At 28.1% G+C, this 22,548-nt stretch carries 18 protein-coding genes; 6 read left to right on the plus strand and 12 right to left on the minus strand.

Features of this window, described 5'->3' with window-relative positions; genetic code table 11:
- Nucleotides 1–20: 20 nt before the first annotated feature.
- Genes L1S49_RS07775 through L1S49_RS07790 form a run of 4 tightly spaced genes read right to left on the minus strand, consistent with a single transcriptional unit; the run spans nt 21 to nt 5,536 of the window.
- Nucleotides 21–1,805 carry a TniQ family protein gene (locus L1S49_RS07775; protein ID WP_181601582.1) on the minus strand — a complete coding sequence of 595 codons (1,785 nt, stop codon included), beginning with the start codon at nt 1,803–1,805 and terminating at the stop codon, nt 21–23.
- 22 nt (nt 1,806–1,827) lie between these two features.
- The gene (locus L1S49_RS07780; protein ID WP_021800256.1) at nt 1,828–2,748 is read right to left on the minus strand and encodes a TniB family NTP-binding protein; all 921 of its coding nucleotides are present in this window, start codon (nt 2,746–2,748) and stop codon (nt 1,828–1,830) included.
- The gene (locus tag L1S49_RS07785) at nt 2,749–4,797 is read right to left on the minus strand and encodes a Mu transposase C-terminal domain-containing protein (protein WP_021800255.1); all 2,049 of its coding nucleotides are present in this window, start codon (nt 4,795–4,797) and stop codon (nt 2,749–2,751) included.
- Nucleotides 4,784–5,536: a TnsA endonuclease N-terminal domain-containing protein gene (locus L1S49_RS07790; protein ID WP_238903375.1), complete on the minus strand. Its 753-nt coding sequence runs from the start codon at nt 5,534–5,536 to the stop codon at nt 4,784–4,786. The genes L1S49_RS07785 and L1S49_RS07790 overlap by 14 nt, the downstream gene beginning before the upstream one ends.
- A 501-nt stretch (nt 5,537–6,037) precedes the next feature.
- Here L1S49_RS07790 and L1S49_RS07795 point away from each other — a divergent pair.
- Entirely contained in the window at nt 6,038–6,724 is a 687-nt protein-coding gene (locus tag L1S49_RS07795) for a TIGR01906 family membrane protein (protein ID WP_021800253.1), read from the plus strand.
- Between the two features lie 108 nt (nt 6,725–6,832).
- Here the strand turns inward: L1S49_RS07795 and L1S49_RS07800 are convergent, their stop codons facing one another.
- Nucleotides 6,833–7,126, minus strand: a complete 294-nt coding sequence (locus L1S49_RS07800) for a hypothetical protein (RefSeq protein WP_238903376.1) — start codon at nt 7,124–7,126, stop codon at nt 6,833–6,835.
- Nucleotides 7,127–7,413: 287 nt separating this feature from the next.
- Between L1S49_RS07800 and L1S49_RS07805 the strand changes: the two genes are divergently transcribed.
- The gene (locus L1S49_RS07805; protein ID WP_238903377.1) at nt 7,414–9,231 is read left to right on the plus strand and encodes a sulfite exporter TauE/SafE family protein; all 1,818 of its coding nucleotides are present in this window, start codon (nt 7,414–7,416) and stop codon (nt 9,229–9,231) included.
- A gap of 166 nt (nt 9,232–9,397) precedes the next feature.
- On the opposite strand, the gene L1S49_RS07810 is transcribed toward L1S49_RS07805, so the two are convergent.
- The 7 genes from L1S49_RS07810 to L1S49_RS07840 form a co-directional block, all read right to left on the minus strand.
- Entirely contained in the window at nt 9,398–9,799 is a 402-nt protein-coding gene (locus L1S49_RS07810) for a NusG domain II-containing protein (RefSeq protein ID WP_238903378.1), read from the minus strand.
- A 224-nt stretch (nt 9,800–10,023) separates the two neighbouring features.
- On the minus strand, nt 10,024–10,239 hold the full coding sequence (locus L1S49_RS07815; RefSeq protein WP_021800249.1) for a copper ion binding protein: 216 nt from the start codon (nt 10,237–10,239) through the stop codon (nt 10,024–10,026).
- 37 nt (nt 10,240–10,276) lie between these two features.
- Complete coding sequence (locus tag L1S49_RS07820) at nt 10,277–12,739, minus strand: heavy metal translocating P-type ATPase (RefSeq protein WP_238903379.1); 2,463 nt, start codon at nt 12,737–12,739, stop codon at nt 10,277–10,279.
- Nucleotides 12,740–12,770: 31 nt separating this feature from the next.
- On the minus strand, nt 12,771–13,037 hold the full coding sequence (locus L1S49_RS07825; protein WP_021800246.1) for a metal-sensing transcriptional repressor: 267 nt from the start codon (nt 13,035–13,037) through the stop codon (nt 12,771–12,773).
- A 114-nt stretch (nt 13,038–13,151) separates the two neighbouring features.
- The gene (locus tag L1S49_RS07830) at nt 13,152–13,871 is read right to left on the minus strand and encodes a hypothetical protein (protein ID WP_238903380.1); all 720 of its coding nucleotides are present in this window, start codon (nt 13,869–13,871) and stop codon (nt 13,152–13,154) included.
- A gap of 156 nt (nt 13,872–14,027) precedes the next feature.
- Nucleotides 14,028–15,389 carry an ATP-binding protein gene (locus L1S49_RS07835; protein WP_238903381.1) on the minus strand — a complete coding sequence of 454 codons (1,362 nt, stop codon included), beginning with the start codon at nt 15,387–15,389 and terminating at the stop codon, nt 14,028–14,030.
- Nucleotides 15,390–16,109: a response regulator transcription factor gene (locus L1S49_RS07840; protein WP_238903382.1), complete on the minus strand. Its 720-nt coding sequence runs from the start codon at nt 16,107–16,109 to the stop codon at nt 15,390–15,392. It lies immediately after the preceding gene.
- Between the two features lie 163 nt (nt 16,110–16,272).
- Here L1S49_RS07840 and L1S49_RS07845 point away from each other — a divergent pair, with 163 nt between their 5' ends.
- From L1S49_RS07845 to L1S49_RS07860, 4 genes are all read left to right on the plus strand, one after another.
- On the plus strand, nt 16,273–18,087 hold the full coding sequence (locus tag L1S49_RS07845) for a sulfite exporter TauE/SafE family protein (RefSeq protein ID WP_238903383.1): 1,815 nt from the start codon (nt 16,273–16,275) through the stop codon (nt 18,085–18,087).
- A 150-nt stretch (nt 18,088–18,237) separates the two neighbouring features.
- Entirely contained in the window at nt 18,238–18,954 is a 717-nt protein-coding gene (locus L1S49_RS07850; protein WP_238903384.1) for a response regulator transcription factor, read from the plus strand.
- Nucleotides 18,951–20,339, plus strand: coding sequence for a HAMP domain-containing sensor histidine kinase (locus L1S49_RS07855; RefSeq protein WP_238903385.1), 1,389 nt, complete (start codon nt 18,951–18,953; stop codon nt 20,337–20,339). The genes L1S49_RS07850 and L1S49_RS07855 overlap by 4 nt, the downstream gene beginning before the upstream one ends.
- Nucleotides 20,340–20,721: 382 nt before the next feature.
- Entirely contained in the window at nt 20,722–22,422 is a 1,701-nt protein-coding gene (locus L1S49_RS07860) for a HAMP domain-containing methyl-accepting chemotaxis protein (protein ID WP_238903386.1), read from the plus strand.
- The last annotated feature ends 126 nt before the right edge of the window (nt 22,423–22,548 follow it).

Here is a 22,548-nt window from a genome sequence, read left to right on the forward strand (position 1 = left end):
TATATATAACTAAAAAATTATTATTTCTGTATTGATTTATTATGCTCACTAATCTTATTAGTTATATATGAAGTAAGTTCAGGATAATTTCTCCATAGTATACTTCTTTGGATTTTTATATATTCATATACATTTTTAGTATTAATAGTCCCTGTTTCATGATTTTTCATAAATTCTTCTATTTTATCTCTTATAATTTCTCCCTTTTTTAATATCATCTCACTTTTCTGTTTACTTTTATAATCTGAAATTAACTTATTACATTTCCATTGTCTAATTGTTTCTGGAGATACTTTTAAGGTTCTACAAACTTCATTTAAAGTTATTATTGTATTATCTCTTAATAATTTTTCTAATACCTGAGTAACCTTCTTATTTCTACTTTCCATTGAAATCTTTTTATTATGTGTTACCTTTTTCATGTTAATATTCAACATTACTTCTTTATGAAATCTATAAAGTAAATATTCCCTATAATTGTCCCAATATTTTAATTGCATTACTTCTTTTAGGCTACTTCCTTTTTTTATTTCCTTAATAAATACATTTATTAAGTCGTCTTTTAAAATAATTGAGTTTTCATTTTTTAAATACATTCCTCTTGTATTAAAATATGCTAATAATCTTTTTAACTTATCTTTAGTAATACAGTTTTTATGTGCAAGATTCCCTAATGATAACTCTTTGCTCCAAGTATTACTCAATCTATTAAATCCATCAATAAACTCAGTTCTTTCAACTAACTTTCCTTTTTTGTCATATGCGTATTCACATCCACATACAGAGCAATACATATAGTATAAAAGTACATTATCATTTATAGATTTCTTATAACTTGTATTTGTCTTAATTAGACTACCTTCTACTTTATAATTTCCGCACCAAGGAGCCATACAACTTGCAATCGATAATTTAGTTTGTTTTGTATTTTCTATTGAGTCCATGAATTTTTTAGGTACATTTAAATTCAAAAAGTCTTGAATATTGATTTTATATTCCAATAATATCTTTATAACGGTAGATATATGTAATACTCTCCTATTCTTAGTAGTACCACGTGCATATTGCAATAACATAGGTATGAAAAACTTTTGTCTGCTTTCACTTTTAAGTATTTCTCTACTTAAATTTTTTTCTTTATTATTTATAATATATAAGATTTTATATGCTATTTCTTTTGAATTCATTTTATCGTATTCACCATATATAAGCGTGTTCCAAATTTTATATAAACAAACTTGTTCTTGCAAGAATTTGCTGTCGAGTTTTTCTATATCTATTCTTGCACTAATCTTATGCCCACATTTATTACAAATTCCCGCACTAATTACATCTTCATACGTGATTTTACTATTGCATTTAACACATTTACTTATAAGAGTACATCCATGTTTATCGCAAATTTTTATTTCACTAATTTTCCATATTAGTTTATAATACATTTTTTCTTTCAAGCATTTAGGACAAAAAGAAAACTCATTCCTTATGCTACCTGATATAAACCTCGATCTTTCAACTTCACTCCCATCACCAAACCTTTCTATAAATCTATAGAAAGTATTTTTCAGTAATAAATCAACTTTAAAGCCCAGTAATTTTTCAAGACCATTAATGTTTATATGTTTAAATGCTACCTTATCTATAATATTTATCTCGCTTAATTGTAAATATTCATTTTCAATTTTTCTTACACTATTTAATAAGTTTATTGTATTTAAGCCATTATCATTAGAGATTCTAATAAAATAGCTTGTAAGCGATTCATCTTGAAAAGGTTTAAATCTAATAGTTAGCTTATCTATCATATATTACACTCTATCTCCTATATTAATCTAAATAAATTGCCTTCTCAAAATCATCCATATTCATATCACCTACTATATTCTTATATGCCGTATATATTGTATCTACACTGAGTTTTGCTTTTGAGATATCTTTAAAGTCGTCATTAAATACACCAACCAACCTGTACGCCTCTTGAATCGTTCTAGTTATTATAGAAACTACTCCTTTACTCATGCTATAAAAAAGTTGTGGTATTTGAGTTTCTAAATCACCTAAGCCAATATATTCTATTGGATCTATTTGTTTTTCTATACTACTGAGAAACATACAGAATTCATCATCTAACTCATTAAATCTCTCGAGTTCTATTTTAGGAAATCGTCTAAAGTATTGAAAATTTAATTTTCTTAAATTATCAACTGGTGGAGTTCCTACGCATACTAGTGAAACACTAGCTACATTTCCAATATGTTTTATGGCATCCATAGCCTCTTGGAGTTTTACATATCTGCTATTCAATATATAATCCATTTCATCAAGTATTAACATTTCAACTTGTTGCTTTTCAAGCAGTGTAAATACCTGTCTTTTTGCATCACCTATGGACGGTCTATACATTATTTGTGGAGCACCAAGAGCTCTTATTATAGATTGATATAACTCTAGTACAGTAAATGGGTCAGGTAATTCTAAATAAACCACAGGCTTTATATCATACTCTACTCCATCTTCTATTTTTGTATAACCTTTATTCATTTCAGCATACTTTTTTATCATCTTAGTCTTTCCAACTCCTGACTGTCCTAGTATAAATAAGTTAGATTGACTTTCATTCCTACCATTAAATCCTCCCAAGCATCTCATGGATGATAATATGTCATATATTCTTTGTATCCTGGGATAATTAATATGAATATTTGCTATTCTTTCTGCGAAATTCCTTGCCTCTATATAGCTAGACATCTATTCCCGCTCCCTTTCTGTTTCAATTTTTTTAGCTTTTTTAATTATATCTTCTAGTTTCATATCGTTGTTATGCTTTTTAGGATTACTTACCTCTATCTTAACTTCAAAATTTGTTCTTTTTGATTGTTTTCTTATACTTCTATTTACCTTATACTTATCAGAAATAATTTGTTGTAGCTTAGTCATAGCTCTAATAACAGAATCTGATGTAATCATACCGTTTTTCTTCTTAATTCCTTCTTCTTTAACAAGTTCTAAAATCTTTTTATAAGTATATCTATTAACATTTATTAATGTTTCGTATGGCGGAGTTACTGCTTTTAGTTCAATATATTTATTCAGTTTTGGATTCAGTATATATATATGAGAAATATCATCTATATCATATTTTATTTTATATTTCTTATCTCTTCCCCCAATAAATTGAGAGAATTCTGAAGACTTATAAATTACATTTTCTAATCTTACGCCATCTCTTGTATAAGGCTTCATATCTGTAGCCATTAATTCAATCCTATAAAAATCCTCATCACTTTTGCTAATGAACTCCGGATACCCTGCTTTCTTAATACCTTCAATAAATCTAACTATCGGTATGTTTTCATATTTAGGCAGTCCACTATGCTCCGAACAATGATAAATATCTGTAATATAAATTGTTAAAAGTTCTGTAATATCATCTAATGTTAATGCAGCTGTTTTTTCAGGATCATATTCTCCAAGTTTTTTAACATTACTTTTTCTAGTTCCCTCAAGTCTATGTATTAATTCAGCATTTATAGTTCCAAATACTCGTTCAATTACTGCACCATACCTAGGAGTTCTTACAGGTCTATACTTCACATGAGACTTTAGCGTGTCATTTATCATCCTTTTAACTTCTGCACTAGTAAAATCAGGTCCATTATCTAGGAATATAGTATTCGGTATACCGAATATATCCCACTTATTTTCTGTACCATACTTTTCATTATCTTTAATAAATATGCCATTCTCAATTGCTTTTCTTACTCTATTTGCTGAAGGGGGCTCAAATGATATATATAAGCACCAAACCATCCTACTATAAACATCAATTCCTATTGTTATCCATGGTCTACCAACCACATATCCAGTTCTACTATCCATTATATCCATATCAAGTTCAGTATGATCGATCTCTACAACATGTAATGGATATAATGCATCATTATTAGAAAATTCTCTTTCGATATCATCATATATTGCTGCTGCTTCTTTAGAATTTCTTAGTCTAGATTTCAATTGAGGATTGATTCTATCTAGTAATTTATATATTGTAATCATTTTGGGAGGAGAAATATTATCTTTAAAACATTTTATTGCTATCGAATCATATATGTTTTTTTTACTTACTTGTTTAGTTGTAAGATACTCTCTTGATATTACATCTTCAATTATAGAAATGTATACGCTGTCAATTCTAACATCAATACTATCTAAAATAACGCTTGGATTTTTAGGATTATATATGTTTAATATTTTATTATCTGCTCTACCTATATATCCATTTCCTGTTCGTGGTACTAATCCCTCAACACCACTTTTCTCTTTGATATTTTCTGCTTTTCTATATGAAGCTAGATATCTTTTTATTGTTCTAACAGAAATAGAATTCTTTTCAGATATTCTATTAATAAGATCTTCTTGTTTCAATTCTGATAATTCTTCATCTGCATTTGTAAACTCGCTATAATATTCTCTAAATTCATAAATAGCCCTAATATCTCCTTCTTTTATAGCTTCAAGAACAAGTATTGGCTTTATAATTTCTGTTCTTTTATACGCAATGTCTTTTTTATTATCTGATAATGAATCGAATGAGTTATCATTTTTATAAACAAGTGACTTACTATTCTCTTGAACCAATAATGCATTTAAAACTAATTCACAGTAACTAATCATTATCGATACTCCATCTAAATCTACTCTTTTTATAAAAACATTAGGCGGATCTATTGATACTACTACATATTTCAATCCCAAATATATGACTTCTGAATTAATTTTAATTCTATTTATTCTCATTATTGATTACCTCTTTTAGATATTTATAATAATCTATATCTTCATAAAAACTTATATTGCTAAACTCTGATATTTCTTTTTCTATATTAACGAAAATATGTCCTATAGCTATCAAATGATATATTAATGGGATTAATATAAATGGATCAATCTTATCTGAAAGACTTATTACTAATTCATTTATAATTGTTTCTTTTATGCTTTTTGACCCCTTTATAAAAATAGGAATTAATCTAACGTATTCTTTTCTTGGCTTCAAAAAACCAGTAAGAAATCTAATGTTACTTATAAACCCGGTAGGCAGTAACTTAGGATAAATTACATTATAATCCCAATCATTTTCTTTAGCATATTTATGGCACTTATTATTTATAATTTTAAATTTATCGGTATTTTTACTTTGTGGATCTTTAACCTGATACAGAGATGGTCTCATATTATCTCTAAAAACTAACACATCTGGTACATGAATCCAACTTTTCTCAATACCAGTTATATCTCTATATTTAATTTCAATTTCCATTGGTTGAACATAGTATCTAACAGTTTTCTTGTCTAATTCAAGAATAGAATAAAATATAAACTCATTTATAGACTCATATTCTATTCTTTTATTCATCTTATTACTATAAAAAGACCCTATAATATGTGGAAACTTCCAACTTGATTTGTTGTTTACTTTTCTTTTAGGTTTAAACTTTATATCATATTTATCCCATAACGCCTTATCTGAATTCATTAATATCACCCATAATCTCTTTTAATTACTCCCCTCATATTTACTAATTACATTTACAATAATATCTTTATTTTTGTTCTCTTTTTATGTAAAATAGACTTTCTCTTTAATTAGCTTCAATTCTATAGTCTATATAAAAGAAAGACACCCCTTCTAGCTATGTATATTTGGGATGTCTAAATAAATATATTCATATATTATTACTCTAATTAAATTGATTAATTCTATATTATTTCAGCTCACTACCTATTATTGCCAAATTAGGGTGATACTATTCTTCTTACTTCATAACTACATAAATACTCTCTAACTATTAATAAAAGGATTGTATGTTTAATCCCTTAAACATAATTTCCCAAAGCCTTATTTGTCAACTTCACTAGTAAATACTTTTTTTAATATTTGTATTTTATATTCTTCTCAATTGATACTTCATATGATTTTCATATTTGTTTTCTATACTGAATTATGTAAACAAAACTTATTTTATGGAGGTATAAAATGAATCATCAAAGTTATATATATCAAATTAATAAGCCTAAAAAGAAAAATCATAAACTGTTGCAAATTATGTTCTCTATTTCTTTGAGCCTATTTATCATTTCTTCAGCTGTAAAGCTAACTTTATTATTTAAACCTTTATACTATTTTGACATACAATATTTAAATATTGTTGAGAATACTGGTTATAGTAAAGAAGATATAATTAAGAATTATAATTATGTAATTAACTATTTATTAAATCCACTATCTAAAGAATTTAAACTGCCTTCTATTTCATACTCAAACTATGGACAAATTCATTTTAATGATGTAAAAAAAATTTTTACATCAATTGATATTTTATTAATTGTAACTGGTCTTTTTAATATACTATCTTTCATACTTAATTTTAAAAATAAAAATATAAACTTTTTAAAACAAACCTATTCTATTTTAATATTTCTTCCAATAATTTTATTATCAGTATTTGTTGTAGATTTTGATTCTTCATTCACTACTTTTCATAAAATATTTTTCAGAAATGATTATTGGCAATTTGATCCTAAATTAGACCCTATAATTAATATTTTGCCTCAAGAATTTTTCCTTCACTCCGCTTTATTAATAGTATCTTTAATATTTCTAAGTATACTAATTTTAAGAATAGTCTATAGAAAACTTAAAATAAAATTAGAGCCACAATAAAATATCTTTTATTGCTTTATCTAAATAAATGAAAGAGAGAGACTTTAAACTATTAAAAAGTCTCTCTCTTTCACATATCTATAATAATCCGATTATATTATTTATCTATTAGTCTACGGACTTGTCTAATTTAGATATTTCTTCTTTATTGCTATCACTACAACAACTTCTTTTTTTATCCCCACCTAGCATCATAGGTATCATTCCAAGCATCATTAAAGGACATATAAATGGAATTATTCCTGAAACAAAGACTCCTGCTCTCGGACTAAGTCTAGATATAAGTGGTAAAAATGATAAGATAATTATAGGTAATCCACAACAAAGTGCCATGTGTAACATATGTTTTAATGGGCTATGGTTGTGCTTACCTTTTCTTTTATTACTTTTATTAAAATTCATGTATACCCCTCCATTATGATTTCTAAATAACTGAAATCATCTATATTATAGTTATATTTTAAATTACCTATATAAAGATATTATGAAGAAATATCTTTCCAATCAAATATATTTTTATATAATTTGTAAACCATTTTATTTATTTTCACCTTCATATTATCAACATAATTATTTTGTATAATTTTATAGGTTTACAGTATATTCCAAACTTTTAATGTATTCTAATTATGTATATAGAATTAATTCAATCACTAAAGTAACATTATAAGTTAATTAGGAGGATCTTTATGAGTATTAGAAAAGAAAGAATTAGAGTTTATGAAATGACCTGTACATCTTGCGAAAATCGGGTTGAAAAAGCTATCATGAAACTTGATGGTGTATTTAGTGTTAAAGCAAGTTATAGTAAACAGCTTGCTGACATTGAATATGATGATAATTTATGTAATTTAAGCAAGATTAAATCTGCAATTAAAAAAGCTGGTTATAGTACGCAAAGTTCTAATGACTATAAATTTATTGGGATTTTCATCGTTACAGCAGCTATAGTTATGCTTGGATTAAAAACTAGTGGTTTTGATATGGAAGCAAAACTTCAAAATGCTTCCTATGCCGTACTCTTTATAGTAGGAATTCTTACTTCAATTCATTGTGTAGGCATGTGTGGAGGAATAATGCTTTCTCAAAGCTTATCAATACAAAGCAAAAATAAACTTCAAGCTATTAAACCTGCACTTATCTATAATCTAGGAAGAGTAATATCTTATACTATTTTAGGTGGAATTATTGGTGCACTTGGTTCAGTATTCTCACTCTCAATTACCGCTCAGGCAGGAATGCAAATATTTGCAGGTGCATTTATGATTATAATGGGCTTTAATATGGCTGGCTTTAGTGCTTTTAGAAAACTTAATATTAAACTTCCCCATTCTATATGTAAAGTAAAGAATAAATCCGGTTCTCCATTTATTGTGGGTATATTAAATGGACTTATGCCATGTGGCCCACTTCAAACTATGCAGTTATTTGCTTTAGGAACTGGAAGTGCTACAAAAGGAGCTTTATCAATGTTCATGTTTTCATTAGGTACAGTACCCTTAATGCTAACATTTGGTGCTTTATCTGGATTGTTAAGTAAGGGCTATACTAAAAGAATACTAAAATTTAGTGGAGTTTTAATTATTATTTTAGGTCTTTTTATGGGTAATAGAGGTTTTGTTTTAGCAGGTATAAATCTTAATCCTTTAACTGCACTTGCTAGTACTACAGATTTATTAAATGGTAATTCAAGCTCTTCATCTAATTCTAATATATCAATAGCTACACTTAAAGATGGTGTTCAAGTTATTAATATGACTGCAGATAACAACGGATATACACCTAATGCTTTTTATGTTCAAAAAGATATTCCTGTAAAATGGATAATAGATGGAAAACAAATAAATTCTTGTAATAATTCTGTAGTAGCACAATCATTAAATATTCAAAAGAAAATAAAAAGTGGTGAAAATATTATAGAGTTTACCCCTGAAAATAAAGATATAAACTTTAGTTGTTGGATGGGTATGATACGGGGTGTTATTAAAGTTGTCGATGATCTTAATAGTGTAGATCCTTCAAAATCAGATCCTTCTATACCTCCAGCAAGTAATGGCCCTAGCTGTTGTGCAGTACCAGTCGATGAGGATTCTGATGAAACCTCATCAGCAAGTATTTATGGTAATGATATATCACTAGTTCCAACTGAAACATTAATCAATAAATCACGAATTTTCAATAATGAGCAGATTGCTCAATTCAAGGGTATTGGTTACGAATTACAACCTTTAGTGATAGTTACAGGAAATAGCGGAAAAACAAAACTAACTTTTGATTTAAATGCTTTTGATAATGCTGATGGAGAGTATACTATTATAGATGTCTCATCATGGGAAGAAGTCACTACCTTTACAGCTAAACAAGGTCTAAATGAGATAGTATTTAGCCCCAAAAAAATCGGTGGATATGCTATTTTTAGAGATGATAGTGTCTTAGGGGTGGTTGAAGTTGTTGATAATATAGATACAGCAGATTTAGAAAGAATTCGAAATACTTACTTGAGATAATCATGTTGTTTCTAGTATATCTTTCAAAAAAACTTTATTTAATATAAATATTTAAATAGTCTGTATGAACTTCACAGGGAGATCATAATGAAGTGATTACAGACTATATATTTTCGAAAATATATCAAAAGATCTTTTAACATCTTAAATATTCTAATAAATCCATCTAAAATGTTTGTGCGTCTATAGTATCCTCCTCAACCCCTTCAATTGTAACTATAATATTATTAGGCAGACATACAATACTTTGATAAGTATTATCAATCCATCCTATATCTGAGCAAATAGAGTTAGGACAAATTTCTTTACTCATTTCTAACATTCTTACTTTACTATCTTTAACTTCAATGTAGCCTATATTATTATTAAAATCTATCTGGTATGTTATACTTTCGCTAGATTTATTTAATGGAACTTTTTTTTCAACTTTATTGTCTATCTTAATAACAATATCAGTATTTTTCCTCTCTCCTTTTACAATCATAAAAATTCCTAATGGTAAAAAACTTAGTATTAAAAGCACTACTATAATTACCTTATCCAATATTTTAAATTCTAAAATTTTCATATTCATTTCCTCTCAAAACTTTTATATTATATCACCCTATCATAGTATTAATTTACTTTTTTCCTTATAGACTTAATCTTATTTTATAATTAATTCAAAATAATAAATTACAGTGTTTCTTAGAGTTATAAAGAAATACTTCAATCACTTACCCCTTGCTTCTTAGTATAAAATAAAAAGAGTTTTGATAATAATTTACTTTTATCAAAACTCTTAATTCTATACTATAGTTCTTCTATTCCTGCTACCTCATATCCTGCATCATCAATTGCAAATTTTATATCTTCATCATTTATATCCTTAGATGCTTCTAGTACAGCTGTTTTATCATCTAAAGTAACATTTACGCTACTTACTCCCTCTAACTCCATTAATGCCTCTTTAACATGATTAACGCAATGCCCACAGCTCATTCCTTCAACTAATATCTTCTTTTTCATTTTAATTCCTCCTAAATCTTATTTAATATTTTAATAATTATCTAGCTGGTTTAAATCTTTTTAATCTTAATGCATTCAGTAAAACTGATACTGAGCTAAAGCTCATAGCAGCAGCTGCTATAATTGGATTTAAAAGTGGTCCTCCAAATATATATAGTATTCCCATGGCAACTGGTATCCCTAGCGTATTATATCCAAATGCCCAAAATAGATTTTGCTTAATATTTAATATTGTTTTCTTACTTAATTGGATTGCTGTTGGTACATCCATAAGATCACTTCTCATAAGTACAATATCTGCCGATTCCATAGCGACATCTGTTCCTGACCCAATTGCTATTCCAATATCTGCTTGAGCTAGAGCCGGTGCATCATTTATTCCGTCTCCAACCATAGCTACTTTTTTGCCTTCAGCCTGAAGTTTCTTAACCTCATTAGCCTTATCTTGAGGAAGCACTTCTGCTAGAATTCTATCTATACCAACTTGTTTTGCTATAGCTTCAGCAGTTCGTTTATTATCACCAGTTATCATTGCTACTTCAATTCCCATATTATGAAGCTTTTCAATTGCCTTTTTACTATTTTCTTTAACAGTATCTGCAACCGCAATTATACCTGCTATTCTATCATCTATAGATATATACATTGGAGTTTTACCTTCACTTGCTAATTTATGTGAGGTTTCCTCTAAGTCTTCTAATGATATGTTACTCTCAATCATAAGTTTTCTATTTCCAAGCAAAATTGCTTTACCGTCTATCTTAACTTTTATACCATGTCCCGGAATTGCTTTAAAGAAATCAAGCTTTAAGATCTTTAATCCTTTTTCATCAGCATCCTTTACTATAGCTTCACCCAATGGATGTTCTGAACCTTTTTCTGCTGATGCTGCTAATTGAAGTAAATTATTTTCAGTTATTCCATTTGAAACAACAATATCTGTAACCTTTGGTTTTCCTTCTGTTATTGTACCTGTTTTATCAAATACTATTGTTTTTATCTTATGTGCAGTTTCTAGAGCTACCCCACTCTTTATAAGGACTCCATATTCTGCACCTTTTCCTGTTCCAACCATAATAGCTGTTGGAGTTGCTAATCCTAAAGCACACGGACAAGCTATAACAAGTACAGATATAAATATAGTTAAGGCAAATACCCCAGTTTCTCCGCCAAAGAAATACCATGCTAATGCTGAAATTATAGAAATTGAAATAACTACAGGAACGAAATATCCTGAAATTATATCTGCCATTTTTGCAATTGGGGCTTTAGATCCTTGAGCATCTTCCACTAACTTAATAATTTGTGCAAGAGCTGTGTCTTTACCTACTCTTGTAGCTTTATATTTAATGGTACCATTTTTATTTATACTAGCACCTATTATTTTATCTCCTATATTCTTTTCTACTGGAATACTCTCTCCAGTAAGCATTGATTCATCTACAGAAGTATTACCTTCAACTACTTCTCCATCTACCGGCATCTTTTCACCTGGCTTAACTACTATTATATCTCCTACTTCTACTTCATCTATAGGGGTTTCTATTTCTCTGCCATCCTTAATAATAGTTGCTGTTTTAGGGGCAAGTCCCATAAGTTTTTTTATAGCCTCAGAGGTTTTTCCTTTGGTAACAGCTTCAAGATACTTACCTAATAAAATAAGTGTTATAATTACACCAGCTGCTTCAAAATATAAATCATAAGCATAGTCTATATTTCCACCGAAAATTTGTACTATAGCAAATATTCCATATAAAAATGCTGCTGAAGTACCTATTGCAATAAGTGTATCCATATTAGGACTTCTTCTTAATAAGGATTTAAATCCTACTGTAAAGAATTTATGTCCTGCTATCATTACTGGCATTACTAATATTAATTGTATTATCCCAAAGTTTCTAGGATTCTTCATTGGGTCTATAATGTCTGGTAAGTGAAACCCAAAAGGTTCTCCAAACATATGCCCCATAGTTATAATTAGTAGTGGAACTGTAAATACTGCAGATACAATAAACTTTTTCCATAATAATTTTATTTCTTTTTCTTTTCTCTCTTTATCTTTATCCACAGTTGTTGTTTCTTCTTCTAAAGCTTTATAACCAGCCTTCGCTATAGCATTTTTAATATCTGAAACTCTAACTATTGAAGAATCATAGCTTATATTTAACTTTTCAGTTGCAAAGTTTACATTAGATTCAATAACACCATTTAGCTTTTTTGTAGCTCTCTCAACAGCCTTAGCACATGCTGCACAAGTCATTCCTTCTATTTTTAATGTTTTAGTACTAGAATCAACAATTGCCTTGTAACCGGCTTTTTCAATTGCAGATTGTATATCAGGTATAGATAATTTTGTTTCATCAAAATTAATGCTTAGTTTTTCAGTTGCAAAATTTACATTTGCTTCAGTAACTCCTTGAAGCTTCTTAGATGCTCTTTCAACAGCTTTTGCACATGCTGCACAGGTCATCCCCTCTATCTTCAATGACTTTATTGCCATATAAATGTCCTCCTTGCTAATCTTTTTATAATTATTTGTCTGTTATTTTAGATAAAATATCTATTATCTCGTCTATTTTCTCTTCTCCATTGTTTTTATTTATTGCATCTTTTACACAATGGTGCATATGCTGTTTTAAAATCAACATATTAGCTTTTTTTAAAAGAGCTTGTGCTGCAATGATTTGATTGGATATATCTACACAATATCTTTCATCTTCCGCCATTTTTATAATCCCTTCAATTTGCCCTTTAGAAGTTTTTAATGCCATCAAAGCTTTATTCTTATCTTGATTCATTATTCTACTCCTTCCAATGTATGGTTATTTACTTTTAGCTATATAAATCTATTCACTAACTTAGTCTAATCTCCCTACCCCACATATCAGGGGTGGTTTTTATATAAAAAAATATTATTCCTTTATATCGTATATTCTTACTATTTGATCTGGATTTGCTCCCATTCCCATATCATCATCACTTGCTTCTTTAAATACCCATCCACTGCCTTCAAGTTTGGTCACATCTAATCCAGCACTTACTAGTGGTGCTGCATTTAAAACAAATATCATATCTGCATCATTTAGTCCTAGTTTCTCTGTCCATTGAACTTCATTACCCTCTCCAAGTTTTAGAGCATAATGTTTTTGATCTTTATGATATTTTGCACTACCTGAAGCTTCTTTTAATAGCCTTCTCATTGAATCTTCTGAACCACTCGATTTTTGTTTTTCATCACTTACATTATAAGGCAAAATAAGTCTATTAGGTAAGTCTACTCCCATTTCATCCTTGCCTGCTGGTTCATATAGCCATTCATTTGAATCAAGCTTACTAATATCTAATCCAGCTTCCACAAGTGGATCAGATAACATTACCATAGCAAAGTCGGCTTTATTTGCAGACATATCTTTGCTCCATTCAAATTTTTCTCCTGTTGGTAGTTTAAATCCCCAATGTTGAAGTGCTTCATGAAAACCTTTATTATCTGGGTAAGCTTTAACAATTTCGTTAAATGATTTTAACGCATTATCCGATTCTTCACTTCCTGTTTGAGTTCTACTACATCCAACAAATGAAGCCACCATTAATGAAAATGTAATTATAGAAACCACTTTCTTTGTACTTTTCATATTATTACAACTCCTTTAGAAATTTCTTTATTCACAGCTATATAATAAATAATTCTTATGAAGAATATATGAAGAAGTCTTTCTTATGATTATTTAGTATATTAATAAAAACTCTTTCCCACAATTAATTTAGAAAGAGTTTTTAAAAAATAGATCTTATATTTTCGTAAGTCTATTGAATTTTATTATAAAAGTCGTCCCAATATTTTCTTTGCTTTCTACATCAATATCTGCAAAATGTAACTTTAATATACTCTTGACTATTGTTAGTCCAATACCAGTACCTTCTATATGATGTCTACTTTTATCTCCTCTATAAAGTCGCTCAAAGATGAATGGAAGATCTTCTTCCTTAATTCCCATACCTGTATCTTGAATTTTAACTGTTATGTTTGTATCATCTGCATATAGATCAATTTGAATTGTATCTCCACTTCTAGAAAACTTGATAGCATTAGATATCAAATTAATAAATACTTGCTTCAATTTATCCTTGTCTCCTATCAATGTATAATTATTATTAAAATCTACATTATAAACCATCTTGATCCCTTTATCTTTTGCATGAATATAAAACTCTCTAAATATTTCCATTAAAAATTCATCTAAAACTATTACTTGAAAATTTAGTTTAATACTTTCAGATTCGAACTCTTTTAGTGTATTTAAATTATCTAATAACTTACCGAACCTAATTACTTCTTCATTTAAGTAATTTAATCTTTCTGTAGTCACTGGAAAAATACCATCTATCATTGCTTCAAGATTGTTTTGAAGTATATTTAGAGGTGTTCTGATTTCATGCGATATGTCAGAAACTAGTCGTCTCCTAAGCACATCTTGATAATTAAGCTTTTTAGCTAATATATTTGTACTATTTCTTAGATTTTCTAATTCCTCAATGTTACTTTTAGTATTAGACTTTAAATCAAAATTTCCTTTAGATAAATTAACAGACATATTAACCGCATCTTTAATTGGAGAAGAGAATTGTTTGGAAAAATATAAGCTTACTATAAAAATAATTATTACAGTAATAATACCACTTATTGCAATACTAGTATTTATAGATGTTTTAAAGTTTATGTCTTCTTCACTTAATAGTAATGAGGAGTATTGACCTATATCAACAAATCCTACTACCTTTTCGTCTATTTTTATTTCATATGTATTAGAGGTATATACTCCCTTATCTTTCCCCATACTAGTAAACCTCATGTCACTAGGATTCATACCCCAAATAACATTTCTATTCTCATCAAAAAGAGTCAAACAGTAATTCCCCATATAAGCTTCATGAATTAACTCTCCTCCAGAGGCTTCACTCCATTTTCTATCTCTTTTATATATTTCTTTAAAATAGTCTACAATTCTCTCATATCTCTTATTTTGTGTATCTAACATATATTTATTAAATTGAATATTTATATTTATATTAACAAATAACGTTATAAGAAGTATTGCCGCAATAGAGGATGTTGCAAGTAATATACTTAATTTTCTTCTAATACTCTGCACTTATCTTTCACCACCAAACTTATATCCTACTTTGGTTACTGTTATAATATATTTAGGATTTCTACTGTCTTCTTCTATTTTCTTACGAATATTTTTAATATGCACATCTATGGTTCTATCATAACCTTCAAAGTCAATCCCAAAAACTTTGTTTATAATTTGTTCTCTTGATAAGACTTTCCCATTATTTATAACTAAAGTATACAGTATATCAAATTCATTTGTAGTAATTGAAATCGCTTCTCCATTTATTTTTACTATTCTTTTTTCATAGTCTATAATTAATTTTCCTTCATTGAATGATAGATATAAGTTATTTGTATTGTCCGAATCCAATCTTCTAAATAATGCATTTACCCTTGCAACTAATTCTCTTGGACTAAAAGGTTTGACTAAATATTCATCAGCACCAATATTTAATCCTTCAATTTTATCAGCTAATGAACCTTTAGCTGTGAGCATAAAGATGTGTACATCTGAGTTATTCATGTTAAATCTGTTTACTTCGGATGTATTTCTTATTATTTTACAAATTTCCTCACCAGATATATCTGGTAACATTAGATCAAGTATTACTAAATCGAACTCTTTTTCTTTAAATATATCAAGACCGCACCTTCCATTAACAGCAGTAAAAACTTCATACCCAGCTTTTTCTAAATAAGCTTTCAGTATCTCAGCCACCTTTTCTTCATCTTCTATTATTAAGATTTTATTCATGTATTTTCCTCCAAATTTATTTTCAAATAGTATGTTTTTAAAAGTATAACAATTATTTTTAAAGATTATATGAAGACATATTTAGTCTTCATATAACTTACATAATTATTTTATATATTTTACTTATAACTTAAAATATATGAGATAGTTATTGGAGGATTTTATGAGTATTAAAAGAGAAAGACTTAAAGTCTACGATATGACCTGTACATCTTGTGAAACTCGAGTTGAGAGGTCCATACGAAAATTAAATGGCGTATTGAATGTCAAAGCAAATTATACTAGGCAATCTGCTATAGTTGAATATGATGAAGATTTATGTACAATAAGAAAAATCAAAACAGCAATACTAAATGCTGGTTATAGTACTGAAAAATCTAATGTTTATAAGATTATTGGACTTCTTATTATAGTAGCTGCTGTTGTTCTACTAGGCTTAAATACTAGTGGTTTTGATATGGATTCAAAACTTAATAATGCATCTTATGCTGTGCTCTTTATAGTTGGTATTTTTACTTCTATTCACTGTGTAGGTATGTGTGGTGGCATAATGCTTTCACAAAGCTTATTAAAAGAAAATAAAAATAAATTTCAATCTATGCAACCGGCAATGCTGTATAATTTAGGAAGAGTTATATCTTATACTATTTTAGGTGGTATAGTCGGAGCTATTGGCTCAGTATTTTCCCTTTCAATTATGGCTAAAGCAGCTCTTCAAGTATTTGCTGGAATATTTATGGTTATGATGGGATTTAATATGGCTGGATTTAGTATATTCAGAAAATTTAACATTAAATTGCCCAGTTTTGCATGTAATAATGAAAATAAAAGCAGAACTCCATTTTTAGTAGGTCTTTTAAATGGACTTATGCCTTGCGGTCCGCTTCAGACTATGCAACTTTTTGCTTTAGGTACAGGCAGCGCTGTAAAAGGTGCCTTATCTATGTTTATATTTGCCTTAGGTACAGTTCCACTAATGCTGACATTCGGGGCAATATCAGGACTTCTAAGTAAAAGTTATACAAAGAAAATATTAAAATTCAGTGGAATTCTTATAGTGGTGCTTGGTCTTATTATGGGAAACCGTGGATTATCACTAGCTGGAATAAGTATTAACCCATTAAATTTGCTTTCATCAAAGATTGAAGAAATCACAACCACTACTGGAGATTCTAGTTCATCTACTAGTAACAAAAGCTCTGCTTCTTCAGATTCCTCAAATAAAGCAACTCTAGAAAATGGAGTTCAAGTTTTAAAAATGACTGCTAGTAGTAGGGGTTATACTCCAAGTGTATCATATATTGAAAAAGGGACACCTGTTAAGTTAATTGTTGATGGAAAGCAGCTTAATTCTTGTAACAGCACCTTAGTAATTCCTTCTTTAAATAAACAATTAAAACTTAAGAGTGGCGAAAATATATTAGAATTTACTCCTGGAAATAAAGATATTAAGTTTAGTTGTTGGATGGGTATGATTGGCGGAACTATAAAGGTGGTAGATGATCTTGATTCTATATCTGGAACAAGTAGTGACTCCTCTGGTGATGCCTCCTCCAAATCTAGGTCTCAAGAGATAAAAACAAGTATCTACGGTAATGACATAAGTAAAGTGTCCACTGATAGATTAGTGAAAAAAGCTCAAATATCTAATAAAAATCAAGAGATAATAATAAAAGGAATAGGATATGAGATAGATCCACTCATTATTGTAATTAATAAAGGTATTAACACCAATCTTTCATTAGATTTGACTTCTTTCGATAACCCTGAAAGTGCCTTTTTCATAAAAGATATGTATACAGGAGATCTAGTTAAAGAATTTACAGGGAAAAAGGAAGTTGTTGAATTACAATTTACTATAGATAGCTCCGGTCCATATGGAATATTCTATGATGGCCAATTACTTGGATTAATAGAATCAGTAAGTGACATGAATTCTACAAACCTAGAAGAAATTAGAAATAAATACATTAGATAAGCTTCTTTCATACCTTAAATAATTATTCTCTCTTTCAAAAGAAAGAAAATATAAAAGCTCTTACCTTATAAAAAAACTAGGTGCTCTCCCTAGTTTTTTTATTTATATTGACTATAATAATACTATACTACCCTAATTGGAGATGATACTGTGAATAATAAATATAAAATACTTATTGTTGACGATGAACAGAATATATTAGATGTATGTAAAGTCTATTTAGAAAAAGAGGGCTTTACTATAATTACTGCAATTGACGGTGAGTCTGCATTAAATATTTATAATACAGAGACATTACACCTTATTATATTAGACTTAATGCTTCCCAAAATTTCAGGAGAAAAACTGTGTACCACTATAAGAGAATCATCTAATATCCCGATTATTATGCTTACTGCAAAGGTTGACGAGAATGAACGAATAGAAGGAATATCAATGGGTGCTGATGATTATTTAACTAAACCTTTTAGTGTTCGTGAACTTGTTGTAAGGGTAAAAGCTCTACTTAAAAGAACCTATAAGAATACAATACCTGTAAATGATGTGTTGATTTTCAATAATGGTGATTTAGAAGTTGATATAAATAAAGTTATTGTTAGAAAACAAGGTTTAACTTTAAATTTAACAACCAATGAATTTAAAGTATTAACTACCTTTATTACAAACTATAATCAAGTGCTTACAAGAGAACAAATAGTAAATAAAGCATTTGGAATGGATTACGAGGGCTTTGATAGAACTATAGATACATATATTAAAAATATTCGTCAAAAAATCGAAACTAATCCAAAAGAACCAAAATACATAATAACCATTTATGGAATGGGTTATAAATTTATTGAAAATGTTGATAAGGTGATAAAATGAGATTGTCTTTAATAAAAAAATTATCCATAGCTTTTCTTATAACAGTTTTAGGCTCACTTATTTTAACTAGCTTTATTTCCAATTATTATGTAAATAAAAACTTTCAACAGTATTTAGTTGATGAGCATAAAGAGAAGGTTTATAGCATACTAAATCTTGTTGAGGCTGTCTATAGTGAAGAAGATAAGTTTACAAAGATAAATAAAGATGAAATACAAAGATATGCTGAGGCTCATGAATTTTATATATCCATTAGTGATTTAAATAATAATATAATATATTCATCTGGAAATGCCCACCTTCAACATAGAAATATGATGCAAAATATGACGGGCTCCATGATGAATAACTTTTCTACGATGAACCTTGGAGATTACAGTGAAAATGACTATACTCTGCTTAGTAACAATACAAACATAGGAACTATAACCATTGGCTATTTTGGAACATCATATCTATCTTCTGGGTCTGTTACCTTCATAAAAACATTGAATAAGTCGTTTATATTCTCTACTATAATTGCTTTATTTTTTGGATTTGTAGTTAGTATATTTATTGCAAAACAACTTTCAAAACCTATTGTTAATATAACTCAAACAGCGCACCAAATGAGAAATGGAAACCTTAATGTAAGATCAGTTAGTTCAAATACTAAAGAAATATATGAACTCTCTGATTCTATTAATTACCTAGCAGAAACTTTAAATAATCAAGAGATGCTTAGAAAAAGATTAACCTCAGATATTTCACATGAATTAAGAACCCCACTAACTACTCTCAAAACTCATCTAGAAGCTTTTATTGATGGTATATGGGAGCCTACTACTGAAAGATTACAGATTTTTTATGAAGAAATTGAGAGATTAACAAAATTAGTAGATAATTTACGTAATTTAGCTAAGCTTGAAGAATCTAACGTTAATCTAAATAAGATTAATATTAACATATCTAAGGAATTAGATAAAATTATTGATACATTTAAACCACTATATTTCAAAAAAAATTATGAATTAACTAGTTCAATACAGCCAGGTATAATTTTGTCAGTAGACAAAGATAGTTTTATGCAAATAATGAATAATCTACTTTCAAACTCCTATAGATACCTGAAAAGTAATGGCAAAGTTGAAACAATACTAAAGAAAGAAAAAGAAAAAATAATTATAGAGGTTATTGATAACGGAATAGGTATTCCTGAAGAAGATATTCCTTATATATTTGAAAGATTCTATAGAAGTGATATATCTCGAGCTAAAAATACTGGCGGATCTGGTATAGGTCTTACTATTACTAAAAGACTTGTTGAGTCTCATGATGGGAAAATATCAGTTAAAAGTAAACTTAATGAAGGAACTAAATTTATTATAGAGCTACCACTTAAGTGATTATTTGCTTAATTCTTTATAATTTCTACATAGTTTTTTGTTAAAATATAATTGTAATCAGTTGATATTCAGTTTTATTTGATTGGTTAATAACTTTTTCATTGTAGAATTATAAATTAAGTTTCTACATTTTCAGAAGCCTATTTCCCCTATAGGCTTCTGTATTCTTACAATCTTATATAAATACAAATCCGTAATAATCCTATCAAATAAACATTTTGATAGGATTATTATTTTAAATGTATTTACATAATTTCTACATAATTATTTTATAGAATATTCTTATGTAAAATGTGGTAATTAAGATTACTTATTAATAAAATGAGGTGGTCACTTATATACCCTATTTATATAAAACTACTATTTATTGGAGGAAATACATGTGAAATATACTATAAGAAAAAAATTATTCTTTTCCTTTGGAATCACTTTAAGTTTTATGTTTCTATTAGCCACTGTAGGATTATATGATATGAAGCAAATAAATCATAATGTTGAGGATATGTATAATAAAGTATCCGATATAAATTATATAAAAGATGCTCAATATTATGTAGCCAAAGTTCAGTTAGCTGAAAAAAATGTACTTTTATCATTAACATTAGAAGAAAAACAAGAACATACTATGCATCTAGATGATGCTTATGACAATGGAATAATTGAAAATTTAAATAAGTATAAGGAATCTACTCATGCTAATAGCATAGATATAGTAGATACTATAATAGACACTGTATCTAAAGTCAGATTACAACAAAAAAATGTAATTGAGAAAAGTATGCAAAATAATACCGATGAGGCTTTAGCTCTCTCAAAGGATAATTCTAAGTTATTTAAAAGTATAGAAGAAAAGATAGATATTATAGCTCAAAATAATATCGAAGAATCAAAACAAAAGTATGAGAGCAGTATGAATATTTACTATAACGTAGTAAAAGTTGTTATGATATTCTCTATAATAGCAATAATTATAAGTGCTATACTGACTATTCTTATATCTTCATCTATTTTAAGACCACTTCAAAAAAGTATCTCTTTTGCTAAAAACATAGCTAATGGAAACTTAACCGATCAATTAAATACAATATCTAAAGATGAATTAAGCATACTTATTACTGCCTTAAATAATACTGGCAAGAACCTCAAAGACATTGTAAGTAAAATAAAATTTACTTCTACTGAAGTTAATTCAGGTAGCGATCACCTATCATACTCTATTGATAGTATAACTAATGTAACAAATGATATAGGAAAGAAGATTATTAATATTACAGACAGTATAGAAAACATATCTAAAAGCGTAGAAGAAACAAGCATAAATATAGATTCAATATCCTTAAGCTCAAGCAGTGTTTCTAAACTTGCTATTGAAGCAAAAAATAATTCACTAACCTTTAGAGATTATTCATTTAAAGGTAAAAAATCCGTTGATATTGTAGTCTCTACAATGGAAGAAATTGAAGATGCAACAAAAAAAGTTAAAAATACTATAAGTGATTTAGATAGTTTATCTAACAAAATAAGTGAAATAACTTCAATGATAACTAATATAGCTAATCAAACAAATATGTTAGCATTAAATGCTGCAATAGAAGCCGCTAGGGCTGGTGAGCAAGGTAAAGGCTTTTCTGTAGTTGCTGATCAGGTTAGAAAACTAGCAGAAGAAAGTGCTTCGGCAGCATATAATATTGAAAATATGATTTTAGATATTAAATCTAAAATAGGTATTTCTGTTAGTAATATTCAGTTAACGGAAAGTAAGGTCTATGCTGGAACTTCTGTTGCAAAAGATACTGAAAAGCAAATTAATTATATAATACAGAATATGAACATATTAACTGATAATATAGAAGAAATATCTGTACAAGCTAATAGTCAGACTAAATCGACTGATAATATTGCACAAAACATGAATCAAATAGTTAAAAATACAAAGTTATTAAACCTTACTTCTCAAGATATAAGTTCAAGCGTTCAGGAGCAAATAGCTGTTATGGAAGAAATCTCTTCAACATCTACTAACCTCACTTCAATGACAGAGGATCTAAGCTCTATGGTTGAATACTTTAAAATCAATAATTAAATATAAGTCTAAAGTATTAAAAAGTAAAATATATCTCATTTATATATTTTACTTTTTATTAATTTACTTTAGTTATTATTTTATTATATATATGAATCTTTATTGGTAATATATGATATTAATAAT

The sequence above is a fragment of the Clostridium sp. YIM B02506 genome, from assembly GCF_022324845.1.
Lineage (GTDB): Bacteria > Bacillota > Clostridia > Clostridiales > Clostridiaceae > Clostridium_T > Clostridium_T intestinale.